The 16,310-nt window shown below is 60.6% G+C and carries 15 protein-coding genes; 3 read left to right on the plus strand and 12 right to left on the minus strand.

Annotation, left to right across the window (positions count from 1 at the left end; genetic code table 11):
- Window positions 1-62 precede the first annotated feature (62 nt).
- The 8 genes from ppnP to AC1RKH_RS20720 form a co-directional block, all read right to left on the minus strand.
- The gene (gene ppnP, locus AC1RKH_RS20685; RefSeq protein ID WP_007940055.1) at window positions 63-347 is read right to left on the minus strand and encodes a pyrimidine/purine nucleoside phosphorylase; all 285 of its coding nucleotides are present in this window, start codon (window positions 345-347) and stop codon (window positions 63-65) included.
- Between the two features lie 73 nt (window positions 348-420).
- A complete protein-coding gene (locus tag AC1RKH_RS20690; RefSeq protein ID WP_493063206.1) occupies window positions 421-960 on the minus strand; it encodes a 3'-5' exonuclease in 540 nt (179 codons plus the stop codon).
- A 70-nt stretch (window positions 961-1,030) separates the two neighbouring features.
- Window positions 1,031-2,992 carry an acetyl/propionyl/methylcrotonyl-CoA carboxylase subunit alpha gene (locus tag AC1RKH_RS20695; protein WP_493063205.1) on the minus strand — a complete coding sequence of 654 codons (1,962 nt, stop codon included), beginning with the start codon at window positions 2,990-2,992 and terminating at the stop codon, window positions 1,031-1,033.
- A gap of 139 nt (window positions 2,993-3,131) precedes the next feature.
- Window positions 3,132-3,929, minus strand: coding sequence for an enoyl-CoA hydratase/isomerase family protein (locus tag AC1RKH_RS20700; RefSeq protein ID WP_493063204.1), 798 nt, complete (start codon window positions 3,927-3,929; stop codon window positions 3,132-3,134).
- Entirely contained in the window at window positions 3,926-5,083 is a 1,158-nt protein-coding gene (atuD, locus tag AC1RKH_RS20705; protein WP_493063203.1) for a citronellyl-CoA dehydrogenase, read from the minus strand. The genes AC1RKH_RS20700 and atuD overlap by 4 nt, the downstream gene beginning before the upstream one ends.
- A 38-nt stretch (window positions 5,084-5,121) precedes the next feature.
- Complete coding sequence (gene atuC / locus AC1RKH_RS20710) at window positions 5,122-6,738, minus strand: geranyl-CoA carboxylase subunit beta (protein ID WP_493063202.1); 1,617 nt, start codon at window positions 6,736-6,738, stop codon at window positions 5,122-5,124.
- A 3-nt stretch (window positions 6,739-6,741) separates the two neighbouring features.
- Window positions 6,742-7,611, minus strand: coding sequence for an SDR family oxidoreductase (locus AC1RKH_RS20715; RefSeq protein WP_493063201.1), 870 nt, complete (start codon window positions 7,609-7,611; stop codon window positions 6,742-6,744).
- Window positions 7,612-7,623: 12 nt separating this feature from the next.
- Complete coding sequence (locus AC1RKH_RS20720; RefSeq protein WP_493063200.1) at window positions 7,624-9,414, minus strand: acyclic terpene utilization AtuA family protein; 1,791 nt, start codon at window positions 9,412-9,414, stop codon at window positions 7,624-7,626.
- Between the two features lie 179 nt (window positions 9,415-9,593).
- Here AC1RKH_RS20720 and AC1RKH_RS20725 point away from each other — a divergent pair, with 179 nt between their 5' ends.
- Together AC1RKH_RS20725 and AC1RKH_RS20730 are read left to right on the plus strand one after the other, a co-directional pair.
- Complete coding sequence (locus AC1RKH_RS20725) at window positions 9,594-10,217, plus strand: TetR/AcrR family transcriptional regulator (RefSeq protein ID WP_123428864.1); 624 nt, start codon at window positions 9,594-9,596, stop codon at window positions 10,215-10,217.
- A gap of 102 nt (window positions 10,218-10,319) precedes the next feature.
- Window positions 10,320-11,114, plus strand: coding sequence for a substrate-binding periplasmic protein (locus tag AC1RKH_RS20730; RefSeq protein ID WP_493063199.1), 795 nt, complete (start codon window positions 10,320-10,322; stop codon window positions 11,112-11,114).
- 43 nt (window positions 11,115-11,157) lie between these two features.
- Here AC1RKH_RS20730 and AC1RKH_RS20735 read toward each other — a convergent pair whose 3' ends face one another.
- On the minus strand, window positions 11,158-11,706 hold the full coding sequence (locus AC1RKH_RS20735) for an RNA polymerase factor sigma-70 (protein WP_493063198.1): 549 nt from the start codon (window positions 11,704-11,706) through the stop codon (window positions 11,158-11,160).
- Window positions 11,707-11,929: 223 nt separating this feature from the next.
- Between AC1RKH_RS20735 and AC1RKH_RS20740 the strand changes: the two genes are divergently transcribed.
- Window positions 11,930-12,742: an alpha/beta fold hydrolase gene (locus AC1RKH_RS20740; protein WP_493063197.1), complete on the plus strand. Its 813-nt coding sequence runs from the start codon at window positions 11,930-11,932 to the stop codon at window positions 12,740-12,742.
- A 117-nt stretch (window positions 12,743-12,859) separates the two neighbouring features.
- On the opposite strand, the gene dsbG is transcribed toward AC1RKH_RS20740, so the two are convergent.
- From dsbG to dsbD, 3 genes are read right to left on the minus strand one after another with little or no spacing between them, the layout of a single operon-like run.
- Complete coding sequence (gene dsbG / locus AC1RKH_RS20745; RefSeq protein WP_493063196.1) at window positions 12,860-13,627, minus strand: thiol:disulfide interchange protein DsbG; 768 nt, start codon at window positions 13,625-13,627, stop codon at window positions 12,860-12,862.
- On the minus strand, window positions 13,603-14,469 hold the full coding sequence (locus tag AC1RKH_RS20750) for a TlpA family protein disulfide reductase (protein WP_493063195.1): 867 nt from the start codon (window positions 14,467-14,469) through the stop codon (window positions 13,603-13,605). The genes dsbG and AC1RKH_RS20750 overlap by 25 nt, the downstream gene beginning before the upstream one ends.
- Window positions 14,469-16,205 (minus strand): protein-disulfide reductase DsbD, encoded by a 1,737-nt coding sequence (gene dsbD / locus AC1RKH_RS20755; protein ID WP_493063194.1) that lies wholly within the window; start codon window positions 16,203-16,205, stop codon window positions 14,469-14,471. Before dsbD ends, AC1RKH_RS20750 begins: the two co-directional genes overlap by 1 nt.
- Window positions 16,206-16,310: the final 105 nt, after the last annotated feature.

Genomic DNA, 16,310 nt, shown 5'->3' on the forward strand with positions numbered 1-16,310 from the left:
CGTCTGAACGAAAAATGCCCGTGTCCAAGGACACGGGCATTTTTTTTATCGTGGTGAAACGCTTAGCCGCGGTATTCACACAGGTAAGCGGTGTCGACGGCGACTTTCAGTTGGAACTTGCTGTTGGCCGGTACGTTGAACTGGCTGCCGGCGGCGAAGGTTTCCCAGTCGCTGCTGTCAGGCAGTTTGACGGTCAGGGCGCCGGAAACCACGTGCATGATTTCACGCTGGCTGGTGCCGAATTCGTATTCGCCCGGTGCCATGACGCCAATAGTGGCCGGACCTTCAGCAGTGCCGAAGGCAATCGACTTGACGGTGCCGTCGAAGTACTCGTTGACTTTAAACATGGGCGATTCCTCGAAATGGGCTAAAAAGGCCGGCCAGTATGCACAAGGCCTTTTCGCCCGTCACCTGTTGCACTCAAGGAAGAACCAGCGGTAACAGGCGCGCGGTATTACGTGCATCTTCCAGGGCCCGGTGCTGTTGACCGGTAAATTGCATCCCGGCCAGTTGCAGCGCGCCATTGAGCCCAAGCGGCCGCTCCAGTCGGCGGGCCTTGGCGAAGCGCTGTTTCAGATTCATGTGCGGGACTCGGCTCAGGGCGCTGTCGAGTTGCAGGTGCTGCCACTCCTGAAGCAGTTGTTTGCGGTCGTAATCGCCCCAACTGGCCCAGCCTTCGAGGCGTGTGTGATGCTGGCCGAGCCAACGCTCGAACAGCGGCCAAACCTCGGTCAGCGGCTGGGCCGCGTCGATATTGGCTTGTGTGATGTGGGTCAGCTCGCGACAGAAGGGCGTCAGCAGCGGCCGTCGCAGGGGCCGGACGAAGCGCTGGAAGGAGTCCAGCTCGCGGCCTTCGCGACTGACCAGAGTGGCGCCGATTTCGATGATTTCCATCTCGGTGACTGGCCAGCCGCCGTCATCAGTTGTCGCTTCGAGATCAATTACCAGCCAATGAGGCATCGCAGGTTTCCTGGTTTCCGCGTCCTGATGAGGCTGAGCGTAGCCAAACGCGGTGGATCCGCCTAGCGGCTTATTCAACCTCCAACAAAATCTGACGATTTTTGACCTGATCGCCGGGGCTGACCTGCAACCGTTTGATCACACCGTCGATGCCGGCCTTGAGCGGATGCTCCATTTTCATCGCCTCCAGCACCAGCAACAGTTGCCCTTTGCTTACCGGTGAGCCTTCGCTGACCAGCACTTCGACGATCGCACCATCCATCGGCGCTTTCAGCGTGCCGGTGCTGGCGCTGACCTGGCCGCTGACGGGCGCCAGCGTCCGGTCTTGCAGCAGCAGGCTGCCGGGGCGGGTGAACAACCACAGTTGTCCGGCGGCCAGTTGATAGGCGTAGCGTCGGCGAATGCCGTTGATTTCCAGGTTGGCCCAGCGTTCGTTGATATCGAATAGTTTCAGTTGCAGCGTTTCTCCGGCCACCTGAATGCGTAATTGCCTGTCGGGCAGGACGCTCACTTCGGTTGACCAGCGACCGTCGTTGAGACCGATTTGTTGCTGCAGCGGCGCGTTGGCGTTGTTGCGCCAACCGGCGAGTCCTGGCGGGTGGACACCAGCGGACTGCTGATAGAACAGCGCCGCGGCGATGGCCAGCTCTTCGGCCGTGGGCGCGTGCGGGTGAAGGCTCGGGTGATCGACGAAGTGTTGCGCGATGAACCCGGTATTGAAGTCCCCGGCGATAAACCGTGGATGCTCCAGCAAGCCGCCGAGCAAACGCTGATTGGTCTGCAGGCCCAACAAGGCGCTGTCTTCGACGGCCCGCAGCAATTTGCGCCGAGCCTCTTCGCGGGTAGCGCCGTAGGCGATGATTTTGCCGAGCATCGGGTCATAAAACGGACTGACATACTGACCTTCCAGCAAGCCGTGGTCGATGCGTACCCCGTCCGCCAGGGCCGGTTCCCAGCGCGTGATCTGCCCGGTCTGGGGCAGGAAACCCTGAGCCGGATCTTCGGCGTAAAGGCGCACTTCCATCGCGTGGCCCTTGAGTTCGACCTGTTGCTGGCGCAACGGCAGCGGCAACCCCGCGGCGACATCCAGTTGCCAGGCCACCAGGTCCAGACCGGTGATCAGCTCGGTCACCGGGTGCTCGACCTGCAAGCGGGTGTTCATCTCCAGAAAGTAAAACTGGCCCCGCGCATCGAGCAAGAACTCCACGGTACCGGCGCCGACGTAATTCACGGCGCGCCCGGCCTGCAGCGCGGCCTCGCCCATGGCCTGGCGCAATTCAGCGGTCATCACCGGGCAAGGCGCTTCCTCGATGACTTTTTGATGGCGCCGCTGGATCGAACAGTCGCGCTCGCCAAGGTAAATCAGGTTGCCGTGCTGGTCGCCGAATAGCTGGATTTCAACATGACGCGGATCGATCAGCGCTTGTTCAAGAATCAGCTCGTCGCTGCCAAACGCGTGCAGGGCTTCGGAGCGTGCGGTGCGGATCTGCGCAAGCAATTCACCCGCGCTGTGCACCAGGCGCATGCCACGTCCACCACCACCGGCGCTGGCCTTGATCATCAGCGGATAGCCGATGCGTTCGGCTTCGCGGCAGAGGGTGGCGTCGTCCTGCTCAGCCCCTTGGTAACCGGCGATGCACGGCACGCCAGCGGCGAGCATGGCGATTTTCGACAAACGTTTGCTGCCCATCAGTTCGATGGCCGCAGGGCTTGGGCCGATAAAGGTGATGCCGGCCCGGGCGCAGGCGGTGGCGAAGTCAGCGTTTTCCGAGAGAAAACCGTAACCGGGATGGATCGCGTCTGCACCGCTGCGCTGTGCCGCGTCGATGATCGCCGCGCCGTTCAGGTAGGACTGCGTAACGGCAGCGGGACCGATGTTGACCGCCTCATCGGCCATGCGCACATGCGGGGCGTCGGCGTCGGCATCGCTGAACACCGCCACCGTGCGATAACCCAGCGCTTGAGCGGTGCGCAGGATGCGGCAGGCGATTTCACCGCGGTTGGCGATGAGGATTTTGCGCAGGGTGGGCATGTTTAGGTTCCCTTGGTGTATGCGGTGTGTTTGAGGGCCTCATCGCGAGCAAGCTCGCTCCCACATTGGATCTGGGGCGTTTGCACTATCTCATGCACGCCGAAGATCAACTGTGGGAGCGAGCCTGCTCGCGATGCTCTTAGGGCGCCCACCCCGGTTTGCGCTTTTGTACGAATGCCATCGTCCCTTCGACGCCTTCCGCCCCGGTCACGGCTTCGCTGAACCACTCGGCCGCCTGGTCGAGCAACGGCCCCAGCGGCTGCTCGGTGCTGGCCAGCAACAAGGCTTTGGTCGCGGCATTGGCGCCGGGAGCGCAACACAAAACATGCGCGAGCACCGCATCCAGGCGTTCGGCCAGGGCTTGTGCATCGTGTTCGACAAAGTGCACCAGCCCCAGACGCCGCGCCTCATGCCCGTCAAAACGCGCGGCGGTCAGCGCCAGGCGTCGCGCCTGGGTCAGACCGATACGCTGGACCACAAATGGAGCGATTTGCGCCGGCAGCAGGCCGAGGCTGGTTTCCGGCAAGCCGAACTGGGCATTGTGGTCGGTCATGGCAATATCGCTGACACAGGCCAGACCGAACCCGCCGCCGAGCACTGCGCCTTGCAACACCGTGATCAGCACTTGCGGCGCGTGCTGGGCTTCTTCAAGTAGGGCGCCAAACGCGCGGTTCAATTCGCGGTAAGCCTCCTGACCTTGAGCACGGGCGTTGGCCATGTCTTTCAAATCGCCACCGGCACAAAAATGGCCGCCGGCACCGCCGAGCACTAATGCGCGGATGTCCCGGTCGTCGCGTACCGCCGCGAATACCGCACGCAATTCGGCGACCATCTGCAAGCTCATGGCGTTGCGGCAGTCCGGCCGGTTCAAGGTGATATGCAGGACGCCATTGTGCGGTTCCAGCAGCAGAGTCTGGCAAACGGGCAGGGTGTTCATTTTTTCTTCCCGGGCAGGATGCCCATCAATTTGCAGATGATCCCCAACATGATTTCGTCGGCGCCGCCGCCGATCGACACCAGCCGCACATCGCGGTAAGCGCGGGCCACCGGGTTGTCCCACATGTAGCCCATGCCACCCCAGTATTGCAGGCAACTGTCGCTGACTTCCCGGCCCAGCCGCCCGGCCTTGAGCTTGGCCATGGACGCCAGACGCGTGACGTCCTGGCCTTTGACGTATTGCTCGGTGGCCTGGTAGACCAGCGCCCGCAGGCACTCGATTTCGGTTGAAAGCTCGGCGAGGCGAAAGTGAATCACCTGGTTGTCGATCAGTGCAGTGCCGAAGGTCTGGCGGTCCTTGCAGTACTCAATGGTGCTGTCGATGCAATATTCCAGGCCCTTGATCATATTGGCCGCGCCGAACAGGCGTTCTTCCTGAAACTGCAGCATTTGCATCATGAAGCCTGCGCCTTCGTGGCCGATGCGGTTGCGTTGCGGCACGCGCACATTGTCGAAAAACACCTGGGCGGTTTCCGAACTGCGCATACCGAGTTTGTCCAGGTGCGAGCTGAGGCTGATGCCAGGGCTGTTCATCGGCACCATGATCAGCGACTTGTTGATGTGCGCCTTGTCGTCCGAGGTGTTGGCCAGCAGGCAGATGAAGTCGGCGCTTGGGGAGTTGGTGATCCACATCTTGCTGCCGTTGATCACGTAGTCGTCGCCGTCCTTGCGTGCGGTGGTTTTCAGTCCGGCGACGTCAGAGCCGGCACCCACTTCCGAGACGCCAATGCAGCCGACCTGTTCACCGGTGATCGCCGGACGAAGGAACTCTTCACGCAATTCATCCGAGCCGAAACGGGCGAGGGCCGGGGTGCACATGTCGGTCTGCACGCCAATCGACATCGGAATTCCGCCGCAATGAATGGTCCCGAACTCTTCAGCGGCGACAATCGAATAGCTGTAGTCCAGGCCCATGCCACCGAATTTTTCCGGTTTGGAAATCCCCAGCAGACCGAGCGCACCGGCCTTGCGGAAAATCTCGTGGATCGGAAAACGTCCGGCTTTTTCCCACTCATCGACGTGCGGATTGATTTCGCGCTCGACAAAATGACGGACGGTACGGCGCAGTTCTTCGTGTTCCTGGGTGAAGATCATTTTTATTGTTCTCCCTAAACCTGAAGGTGATCAGAGTTTCAAAAACGTGCGATACCAAAACTGTTCGGTTGCAGCTGACGAACCTCGGCTTCATGGCAGATATCCAGCAGGTAGCCGAGCAAGGTGCGGGTATCCCGAGGATCGATCAGCCCGTCGTCCCACAGGTTGGCGCTGCCATAAAGTGCGGTGGACTGGCTGTCGAGTTTTTGCGCGGTGACCTGTTCGAGCATGTCGAGCATCTTCGGGTCCGGAACCAAACCGTCCTTGGCCTGCTTGGCTTCCGTGACAATGCGCAGCACCTTGCCGGCCTGGGCGCCGCCCATGACGGCGGTGCGGCTGTTGGGCCAGGCAAAGATGAAACGCGGGTCAAGCCCACGGCCGCACATCGCATAGTTACCGGCACCGTAAGAGCCGCCGACCACAATCGTCAGCTTCGGCACCCGAGCGTTGGCCACCGCCTGAATCATCTTCGCGCCGTGTTTGATCACCCCTTGCTGTTCCGACTCGGTGCCGACCATGAAACCGGTGGTGTTATGGAAAAACAGCAGCGGTGTCTGGCTTTGATCGCAGAGCTGGATGAACTGCGCAGCCTTGCTCGCACCTTGCGGAGTGATCGGACCGTTGTTGCCGATAACGCCGCAGGGCCGTCCCTGGATCTTTAAATGACCGCAAATCGTCTGCTGATCGAACTCGCCCTTGAACTCGAGGAAGCACGAGCCATCGGCGATACGGGCAATGATCTCGCGCACGTCGTAGGGCTTTTTCGGATCGTCGGGAATCAATCCCAGCAGTTCGTCGATGGGATAAAGCGGCTCGTCCCAGTGTTCGGCGCTGTGCCGCGCCAGTCGCGCATTCCACGGCAACAGGCTGACGATTTCACGTACCAGGCGCACGCCATCGGCATCGTTTTCGGCCAGGTATTCGGCGGTGCCGGCGGTTTGTGCGTGCATCTCGGCACCGCCGAGAGCTTCATCGGTGGCGACTTCGCCAGTGGCGGCCTTGAGCAGCGGGGGGCCGGCGAGAAACAGCTTGGCCTTGCCACGCACCACCACCACGTAGTCCGAGAGCCCCGGCTGATAAGCGCCGCCGGCGGTGGCCGAACCGTGCACCACAGTGATTTGCGGCAAGCCCATGGCCGACATCCGCGCCTGATTGGCGAAACAGCGCGCGCCCTCGACGAAAATCTCCGCGGCGTAATTGAGGTTGGCGCCGCCGCTCTCGGCGAGGGTGATCACCGGCAGTTTGTTTTCCATGGCGATCTGTTGCAGGCGCAAGCACTTCTTCAGGCCGCTGGGGGAAATGGTTCCGCCCTTGATCGCGCTGTTGTTGGCGACCACCAGCACGCGCACGCCGGATACATAACCAATCCCGGCGATCAACCCGCCACCGGCCTGGCTGCCGTCCTTGTCGTCATGCAGTTTGTAGCCGGCCAGGCTGGCCAGTTCGAGAAACGGCGCGCCGGGGTCGAGCAGCAGGTTCAGTCGTTCGCGTGGCAAGAGCTGCCCGCGCTTGTCGAATTTCGATTTGGCTTCGGCCGCTTTACTCAGCAGGTTGCGCTCCAGCTGACGGAACTGCTCGATGCTGCTCAGCATTGCCTCGCGGTTCTGTGCAAACTGCGGGCTGTGGGGGGCGAGTTGCGATTCAATCAGCGGCATCGATCAGTCCTCGTCCTTCAGCACGTCTGGTAAGCCCGCGCGGTGAAAGCCATTGAACGACTCACTGTGCTGCGCCTTGTGCAGCGGCCAGGCGCGACCGCCGAGGCTCGCCGCACCGTCGATCCGCAGCGTGCTGCCGCTGATAAAGGACGCCGCCGGGCTGAGCAGGAAAACGATCGCTGCGCTGACTTCCGATTCGGTGCCGATACGTTTGAGCGGTACGTGTTCGCGCAGGGTCGGGATCACTGCCTTGAACGCACCTTCGTAGGTGTCCATGCCGCTGGAGGCGATCCACCCCGGCGCCACCGCGTTGACCCGCACCCCGGCGTAACCCCATTCGAACGCGGCGGTCTTGGTGAAGTTGTCCATACCCGAACGCGCCGCGCCCGAGTGACCCATGCCGGGCATGCCGCCCCACATGTCGGCGAGCATGTTGACGATGCTTCCGCCGTGCTTGCTCATCGACTGATTGAACACCTCCCGAGCCATCAGAAAGCCGCCCACCAGATTGGTCCGCAGCACGGTTTCGAAACCTTTCTGATTGATCGAGGCCAAGGGCGCCGGGTATTGGCCGCCGGCGTTGTTGACCAGACCGTGAATCGGCCCGTGGTCCTTGATCAGTTGCCCGACCCGTTGCGTGACCGCTTCTTCATCGCGAATGTCGCAGGCCTGCCAACTCGCCTGACCGCCGTCCTCGATGATTTCCCCCGCGACTTTTTGCAGCTTCTCGGGTTTGCGTCCGACCAACAGCACGTGGGCGCCAAGGGCTGCCAGCTCGTGGGCGGTGCAACGACCGATGCCGCTGCCGCCACCCGTGACAATAATCGTCTGGCCAGCAAACAGATCGGGTTTGAATATCGAATCAAAGGTCACGGCGACCGTCCTCTAGTTGACTTGGTCAGCGATGCCTTGCGGCACCGGGATCTGGATTTCCAATAGCTGCTGGGCGAACGCCTTGCCTTGCGGGTCGATCCGCAGGCTGGCCACGCCACCGCCACCGAGGGCGTTTTCCAGGAGAAAGTTCAAGCTGTGAGTACCGGGCAGATACCAGCGCTCGACACGTCCGTGGATCGGGTCGAGAACGTGACTCATCCAGTCGACGATAACCTCTGGCGTCAGCGCTTCGGCGATCCACGGCAGGTACTCGGGGGCGCGGGCCATGACGCCGATGTTGCTGTGATTGCCCTTGTCACCGGAGCGCGCTACTGCGAGTTTCACCAGCGCCACACTGGCGTCGGCCCGACCATGGGGTTTGGGCGGATCAAAGGGCACCGGCAGGGTGGCAGTGTCGAGGTGAGCGAGGGCGGGCAGGGCGCAGGGGTGACGTTGGCCTTGCAGGTCGATTTCCAGCGCGCAGGTATTTTTGTCGATCAGGAACGAGAACAGACGAATCAATGGATACACCGTCGGCCGACCGCCGACGATTCCGGTCAGCCCTGGCGCCATGCCGGTGGCGGCCTGGGCGATCTCGCGGGAGAACAGGATCAGCGCCTGCTTGTTCGGATGCCGCACGGCCAGTTTGATCACTACTTCGCGGCTGTCTTGACGCTGGCCGTGAGGACCATAAGTCGCTTCGCTGCCGAGCAGTTCGATATTCACTTCGCTGTAGGGCGCCCAGCCGCGTTGGCTGAACATCTCCGAGGTCTTGGCGATGATCGCCTGACTCACCCGGCGCGCCTTGGCCACTGCGTCGATCCCGGCTATCAGGCAACTGGCGGTGCAGCGAAACCCGTCTGGATAAGTCGCGCTGACCTTGTACTGATGGGTCGGCGGCAAGCCTTTGGCACCGTGAACGTGCACGATGTTTTGGCCTTGTTGCTGGAGTTTGACCTGGCTGAAATCGCAGACCACATCGGGCAGCAGGTAAGCGCGAGGGTTGCCGATTTCATACAGCAACTGCTCGCCGACGCTGAGCGGGGTGACTAACCCGCCGGAGCCCTCAGGTTTGCTGACAATGAACTGGCCGTCGGCGCTGACCTCGACGATCGGAAAGCCGATGTGTTCGTAGTCCGGTACTTCTTGCCAATCGGTGAAGTTGCCGCCGGTGCATTGCGCGCCGCATTCGATGATGTGCCCGGCCAGCGCGGCCTGGGCCAGTTTGTCGTAGTCCTGCCACGACCAGCCGAACTCATGCATTAACGCGGCGCTGACCACCGCGCTGTCGACCACTCTGCCGGTGATGACGATGTCCGCGCCCAGGCGCAGCGCTTCGACGATGCCGGGGGCGCCGAGGTAGGCGTTGGTCGACACGCACATCGCTGGCAGGGGCGCGCCGCTGAACATTTCCTTCACGCCGCAGGCAGCCAGTTGCTTGAACTGCGGTTGCAGGTCATCGCCCAGCAGCACGGCGATCTTCAGCGACACGCCGGCCTTATCGCACGCCGCTTGCAGCGCTGCTGCGCAGGCCAGTGGATTGATCCCGCCGGCGTTGCTGATCACGCGGATTTTCTGTTCGCGGATTTGTTTGAGGAGCGGGCTGAGGACGTCGACGAAGTCGGTCGCGTAACCGGCCTGGGGATCTTTCATTCGCGCGCCAGCCAGCAGCGACATGGTGATTTCTGCCAGATAGTCGAACACCAGATAGTCCAGCTGAGCGCCTTCAACCAACTGCGCGGCGGCGGTCGAGGTATCGCCCCAGAAGGCACTGGCGCAGCCGATACGAACGGATTTGTTCATTGCAAGCCTCCGACAGAAGTGAGTCGAGACTACCAAGCAAGCGCTTGGTTTGTAAATGCTGGTTACATCTTCTGCCCAAGCGCTTGCTTGGTCGCCCCGGTCAGCTTAAATTGCCCGCGCAACCCACTGTTTTAGTGGTCTGATCGCACATTCGATTGAGCGACTGTAGGAGAGAACGGGTGGATGAGCAAAAAGCCCTGCTGGTAATGCGCGAGTTGGTCGACAACGGGCAACTGACCGATCCTGACAGCGCTCGCGGCAAACTGCTGCAAATGGCCGCTCACCTGTTTCGCAACAAGGGTTACGAGCGCACGACGGTGCGTGACCTGGCCAGTGCGGTGGGGATTCAGTCGGGGAGTATTTTTCATCACTTCAAAAGCAAGGATGAAATCCTGCGGGCGGTGATGGAGGAAACCATTCGCTACAACACCGCGTTGATGCGCGCGTCGCTGGCTCAAGCGACCAATGTGCGTGAGCGGGTGCTGGCGCTGATCCGTTGCGAATTGCAGTCGATCATGGGCGGTAGCGGTGAAGCGATGGCGGTGCTGGTCTACGAATGGCGCTCGCTGTCCGAAGAAGGTCAGGTCCAGGTGCTGGCGCTGCGCGACATCTATGAACAGATCTGGCTGCAAGTGCTGGGTGAGGCGAAAGACGCCGGTTTTATTCGCGGCGACGTGTTCATAACCCGACGTTTTCTAACCGGTGCGCTGTCCTGGACCACCACCTGGTTTCGTGCGGACGGCAGCATGAGCCTCGATCAATTGGCCGACGAAGCCTTGATTCTGGTGCTGGAGGAAAAGTGACGGTTTCGCTAAAACTTATTAAATAGCCATCACCAAGTTGTCTAAGCGGGGGAAACCGCCTAGCTTTGTAGTGAATATATTTTTAAAGGTGGGCTTGTTTTGATGTCTTCGCCAGTTCGGAAGGCTTTACGGATTTCGCTGATGGCGCTGGGCGCACTGTTCGTGCTGCCGGCTTCGGCCGTGCAAGTGGTACAGGTGGGCGCTGCGCATTTTCCTCCCTATACCGTTCGACCGGAGAATGGCGACGATACCGGACTGCTGCCGCAGTTGGTCGAGGCACTGAACAAGTTGCAAACCGACTATCAGTTCAAACTCGTGCCGACCTCATTACAGCGTCGTTTTGGTGATTTCGAGGACGCCCGGGTTGACATGGCGATCTTCGAAAACCCGGAGTGGGGCTGGAAGGATATCCCGCACAGCACTGTCGACATGGGGCTGGAAGATGCTGAAATCTTTGTCGCACAGAGCAAACCGGACCGCCAGCAGAGCTACTTCGCCGATTTGAAAGGTAAGCGTCTGGCGTTGTACAAGGATTATCACTACGAATTTGCCGGGTTCAATGCTGATCCGCAATTTCTCAAGAACACTTACAACGCGACGCTCACGACTTCCCACGACAGCAATATTTTAATGATCCTTCGCGACCGTGCCGACATCGCACTGGTCACACGTTCGTATCTTTACGATTACCTGCTGCGCAATGAAAAGGTCGGGGCACAGTTGCTGGTATCCCAGCGTATCGATCAGGTTTATCACCATTACGCGCTGTTACGTCCGCAAGCGCCGATCAGCGCAGAAACCTTCGGCAAGTTGCTGCAAGGCCTGCGGGACAACGGGCAGATGCTGAAGATTTTCGATCCGTACAAGATCGCCATCGTGCCGGTACCCAAAAGCTGAAACGTCCGTAGGCTGCGATCTTTTTTGTCGAGACAACAAAGTCTCAGCGGCGGGCGAAGGTATCGCTGCGTTTGCCCGAAACCTTGCGGCAATGCACCAGGGCATCACGGATCATGAAGTTCACCAGGGTCGGCGACACACCGAGTTCCTTGGCGATGTCCTTTTGCGGGACGCCGTGCAGGCGATACATCTCGAAGGCATAGCGGGTGCGACTTGGCAATTCGCCGAGGGCGTCGGCGATGTTTTCCAGCGTCGAGAAGTTGATGTGTGAGGTTTCTGGCGAGGCGCCGTGAATGACCACATTCAAGCCTTCTTCTTCGGTGCCCGAATACTTTTGCTCCAGCGCCTGTTTGCGGTAGTGATCAATCGCCAGGTTGCGCACGATCTGAAACAGGTAGCTGAGCCGGGCCTTGAACGAGGAGGTGATTTGCGGTGCTGATTGCAGCCTGAAAAACGCATCCTGAACGACATCTTCGGCACGGGATCGGCAGCCGGTAATGCGGGCCGCGATCTTGACCAGAATCAATCGATTATCAACGAACGCCTGGAGTAAGGGTGAGTCGCACCTGCTTGTGGTTACTGGTTCCGTCATGGAAATCACCTTGCTGCAAAAAGTAAGTGGGACGACCAGGGGTTCGGAACCGTCCTACGCATCGAGCGACAAGCTAGGCGTAATGATAATTAATGTCAATTGGAGGGGTGTAGTTCTCGAGCGTCAGTGCAGTCATCGCATTTTGCGCATTGACTGAAGAAACTGACCGGCTCAGGCTGCCTGGGCTTTTTTTGATGGGCCCCATTCAGAAAGGAGACAGTTGATGCCCTTCGCTACGATTGATGGACAATCGCTTCATTACGTTGATCAGGGCTGCGGTCCAGCGGTGTTGTTGGCCGGCAGTTACTTGTGGGACCAGGCCATGTGGGCGCCGCAGATTGCGGCGTTGTCGCAACACTATCGGGTGATTGCCCTGGACCTTTGGGGGCACGGGGAGTCCGGGCCGTTGCCCCAGGGTATGACTTCGCTGGATGATCAGGCGCGCCAGGTACTGGCACTGCTTGATCATCTGGGTATTGACCGCGTCACGCTGGTCGGCCTTTCGGTCGGAGGCATGTGGGGCGTGCGTCTGGCGCTGTCGGCCCCGCAGCGTCTCAACGGTCTGGTGCTGATGGACACCTATGTCGGTGTCGAACCCGAGCCGACTCGCCAGTACTATTTCTCGCTGTTCAAGCAGATCGAAGACAGCGGTGTGATTGCGCCGCAGCTACTCGATATCGTGGTGCCGATTTTCTTCCGTCCGGGTATCGATCCTCAGTCCGCGCTGTATCAGGATTTCCGTGCCAAACTGGCCGCGCTGCCGCCTGAGCGTTTGCGTGAAAGCATCGTGCCGATGGGCCGAATTACGTTTGGTCGTGATGATCTGTTGCCGCGTCTGGGCGAGTTGAACCCTGAAACCACCTTGCTGATGTGCGGTGATCAGGACAAGCCGCGGCCACCGTCGGAAACCAGGGAAATGGCCGAATTGATCGGTTGTCCGTATCTGTTGGTGCCGGAGGCTGGGCACATTTCGAACCTGGAGAATCCTGAGTTCGTCACCGAGGCGCTGCTGAAGTTTCTGGCTGAGAGAACTTAGTCGATCATCCGGACGCCATCGCGAGCAGGCTCGCTCCCACAGTTGATCGCATATCCCTGTGGGAGCGAGCTTGCTCGCGATGGCGTCGGTGAGGGCACCAACACGCTGACGGCAGAACTACTTCGGCCCGAGAATCTTCATCAGCTTGTCCGGCGACGGCGCGCCTTGCTGTTGTTGCAACTCGCCCTTGTCGTCCATGTAGAAGATTGCCGGAGTGGCGGACAGTTCGAGCTCTTCCATCAACTTCATGTTGGCGTCGAGTTTGGCCTGGATGGCGGCGGGAATGGTCGTCAGCGCTTTCAGCGAGCTTTGCTTGCCAGCCTTTTCGTGGTCTTCCAGGGCCTTGCTCGGGTCTTTGCTGGCCAACAGGGCAGCGGATTTGCCCGGGCTGTCTTCGCGAATGATCCCGACCATGATGTGCCGCAGCTGCACCTTGCCGGCCTTCACCCATGGCCGGGCCTGTTCCCAGAACATATTGCAGTAAGGGCAGTTCGGGTCGCTGAACAGGTAGACGGTGCGTGGTGCGTCCTTGCTGCCGTCGGCGATCCAGTTGCTGGCGTCCATCTTCGCCCAGACTTCCTTGGCCATCGGCGCGTAGACCAGTTTTTGCAACGGTTCGGCGCTCAGGTCCTTGCCGTCGGCGTCGTACAGGTTACCGACCAGCACATGCTGGCCGTCGGGCGTCAGGTACAGGGTCATGCCGCGGTTCTGATACTGCGCCGCATAGCCGCGCAACCCATCGGGGGCATCGAAACTGCCGATGATTTTCGCGCCTTTCGCTTCGATCTTACGGATCGCCGCGGGCAGTTCTTCGGCGTGCAGCAACGGGATTTGCAGCAGCGCTGCGCCCAGGGACAGCGTCAGCAGGTGGCGGAGGCGGGACATGGCAGTTTCCTTGAGGGTGTGGCCTGTATGGCCGAATTCGGGGAGTCGAAGCTTTCCAGGGCGCGGGCGAGGCTGGCTTCTGATAGTTCACCCAGGTGACTACCGAGCATTCGGCCCTCGGCGGTGTAGAACAGCGTAGTCGGCAATGCCATTGATCCGACGGCCTGGCTCAGTCGGCCGCCGCCATCGAACAGCACGTTGGAAAGGCTCAGGCCTTGGGTGGCGAGGAAGGTGCTGACGCTTTGCATGCTTTCGGCCTGATTGACGAACAGAAAGGTCAGGTCGGGCCGATGTTGCTGGGCGTTCTCCAGCACCGGCATTTCGCGCCGGCAGGGCGGGCACCAGGTGGCCCAAAGATTGATCACCAAGGGGCCGCCCTGATAATCGGCCAATTGCACGGTTTCGCCGGCGGCATTGCGCAAGACGATATCTGGCAGGCGCGTGCCTTGTTCGTAAAGACTCAGGGACAAACTCGCCAGCAACCAGAACAACAGACCGCTGCCGACACCGAAGCCCAACGGTTTGCGCAGTGCCGGCCGACGCCAGCCCCGCAGCAGTGTTGCCAGCAGCAGGGCAATCACCCCGGGCCAGGCGAGGAAACCGCCATCGCGCAAATCGATGATCTGCCACGGGTCATCGCGGTAGTGGGCCCAGTAGGCGAGCACAAAACCGATCCTGGCAGCGAGCAGCCCCAGCAGGAACAAGCTGAACAGCACTGACTCGGGGTTCTCGCCACCGCGCTTGGCCACCCGCCAGCCGACAAAGGTTGCCAGTGCCAAGGCACTGATCAGCAGCAGGTGGTTGAGCGCAATGGCAAAGGTGCCGAGGGTAAAGGTCAGCATCAACGAGCGTCCCGGGTGATGTTCCAGCGTTGGAGGAAACCGGCGGCATCCACCTCTCCGGTGATGCGCTGGCTGCGGCGCTCGGTGCCGTCGGCGCCGATCCACAACAGGCTTGGCGGCCCCGGCACTTTATAACGGCCGAGCAGTTCACGGCTGGCGGCATTGTCGGCGGTCACGTCCAGACGCAGCAAGCGGACTTCTTTCAACGCGTCCAGTACCTGGGGTTTGCCGAACACCTGTTTCTCCATGATCTTGCACGACACACACCAGTCGGCGTAGTAGTCCAGCAACACCCACTGGCCTTGGGCGCGGGCAGCGTCGAGTTCGCGTTGCAGCGCGGCGGGATCCTTGATGGTGATGAAGGCGTCGTGGGCCGAGGGGCTGGCGACGCTGTTCGACGCCTGCGCGCGGTAAACCTGCAATGGATTGAACAGGTCATCACTGCCACCCGCGGCACCGATCAGCAGCAGGCTGCCCCACAACCCGGAAAGCAGCGCCATGCCACCAAACACATGGGCAGCGCGGCCGAATCCGCCGGTCTGGCGCCAGGCGCTGTAGGCGATGATCAACAACAGCGCGCCCCACAGACCGATCCACAGCGACTCATCAAGCACTGGCCGCACCATCACCAGCGCGGTACCGAGGAACAGAAAACCGAAGATACCTTTGAGCAGGTTCATCCAGGTGCCGGGTTTGGGCAGGAAACGGTTACCGACAGTCACCAGCAACAACAGCGGCAAACCGATGCCGATGCCCATGGCGAACAGGATCAGCCCACCGTGCAGTGCGTTGCCGCTCTGGGCGATGTACAGCAAGGCCCCGGCCAGCGGCGCGGTCATGCATGGGCCGACCAGCAACCCGGACAAAGCCCCGAGCACACCGGCCCCGATCAGGCTGCCGCCGCCTTGTTTGCGGCTGGCGTTTTCCAGGCGATCACGCAGCGCGACCGGCAGTTGTAGTTCGAAAAAGCCGAACATCGGCAACGACAACAGCACAAACACCACGGCGAAACTGCCGAGCAACCAGACGTTCTGCAGCAATGCCTGCAAGTTCGCACCGAGCAACGCGGCGACTACGCCCAGCGCCGCATACACCAGCGCCATGCTGACTACATAACTGCCAGCCAGGGCGAAGCCGCGCTTAGGGCTGGCACCGCTGCCGACGATCAAACCGGCGAGAATCGGCAACATCGGCAGCGAGCAGGGGGCGAAGGCCAGCAGCAATCCGAGGCCAAAGAACACCAGCAAACTCCAGCCCAGCGCCCGCTGTTGCAGATCGCTGGCCAAGGCTTGATCCGGCGCTTCACTGGCGCTGACCGCCGCGGTGCTGCCACCGAGGTCGATCACCTGAGTTTGCGGCGGGTAACACAAACCGGCATCGGCACAGCCCTGGAAACCCACTTTGATCTGGCCACTGGCACCGGCCGGAATCTTCAACTCCAGGCCCTGGCGATAAACCTGCTGATCACCAAAAAACTCGTCGCTGTGGGCTTCGCCCATGGGCAGCGGCGGTTTATGCGCGTCGGGCAAACCGTCGAACTTCATCCGTTGCTGATACAGGTAGTAGCCGTCGGCAATTTGCCAGAAGAGCTGGGTTTCGCCTGATTCAAGGCGTTCGGAGGTAAAAACAAAGGCTTTGCCGACCGGCAGGAAATCAGCTTTGGTCTCGAACGGATTCGATGCCGCCTGGGCCAGCCCTGTGATGAAAAGAAAAAAAAGTAGAAACAGACGACGCATGGGTAAGCCTTATCGCGGTGCAAGTAGGGTGCACGATGATGGGTGGCGATTAACCGATGATTAACCGCGCTATCCTTGTGGCAATGACGCGTCGGGCATAATGTC

The sequence above is a fragment of the Pseudomonas sp. GW822-FHT06B12 genome (genome assembly GCF_058799675.1).

Bases quoted from the DNA above. Each gene is read 5' to 3' on its own strand.
- ppnP (WP_007940055.1), bottom strand. From the start codon at position 347: ATGTTTAAAGTCAACGAGTACTTCGACGGCACCGTCAAGTCGATTGCC.
- AC1RKH_RS20690 (WP_493063206.1), bottom strand. From the start codon at position 960: ATGCCTCATTGGCTGGTAATTGATCTCGAAGCGACAACTGATGACGGC.
- AC1RKH_RS20695 (WP_493063205.1), bottom strand. From the start codon at position 2,992: ATGCCCACCCTGCGCAAAATCCTCATCGCCAACCGCGGTGAAATCGCC.
- AC1RKH_RS20700 (WP_493063204.1), bottom strand. From the start codon at position 3,929: ATGAACACCCTGCCCGTTTGCCAGACTCTGCTGCTGGAACCGCACAAT.
- atuD (WP_493063203.1), bottom strand. From the start codon at position 5,083: ATGATCTTCACCCAGGAACACGAAGAACTGCGCCGTACCGTCCGTCAT.
- atuC (WP_493063202.1), bottom strand. From the start codon at position 6,738: ATGCCGCTGATTGAATCGCAACTCGCCCCCCACAGCCCGCAGTTTGCA.
- AC1RKH_RS20720 (WP_493063200.1), bottom strand. From the start codon at position 9,414: ATGAACAAATCCGTTCGTATCGGCTGCGCCAGTGCCTTCTGGGGCGAT.
- AC1RKH_RS20730 (WP_493063199.1), top strand. From the start codon at position 10,320: ATGTCTTCGCCAGTTCGGAAGGCTTTACGGATTTCGCTGATGGCGCTG.
- AC1RKH_RS20735 (WP_493063198.1), bottom strand. From the start codon at position 11,706: ATGACGGAACCAGTAACCACAAGCAGGTGCGACTCACCCTTACTCCAG.
- AC1RKH_RS20740 (WP_493063197.1), top strand. From the start codon at position 11,930: ATGCCCTTCGCTACGATTGATGGACAATCGCTTCATTACGTTGATCAG.
- dsbG (WP_493063196.1), bottom strand. From the start codon at position 13,627: ATGTCCCGCCTCCGCCACCTGCTGACGCTGTCCCTGGGCGCAGCGCTG.
- AC1RKH_RS20750 (WP_493063195.1), bottom strand. From the start codon at position 14,469: ATGCTGACCTTTACCCTCGGCACCTTTGCCATTGCGCTCAACCACCTG.
- dsbD (WP_493063194.1), bottom strand. From the start codon at position 16,205: ATGCGTCGTCTGTTTCTACTTTTTTTTCTTTTCATCACAGGGCTGGCC.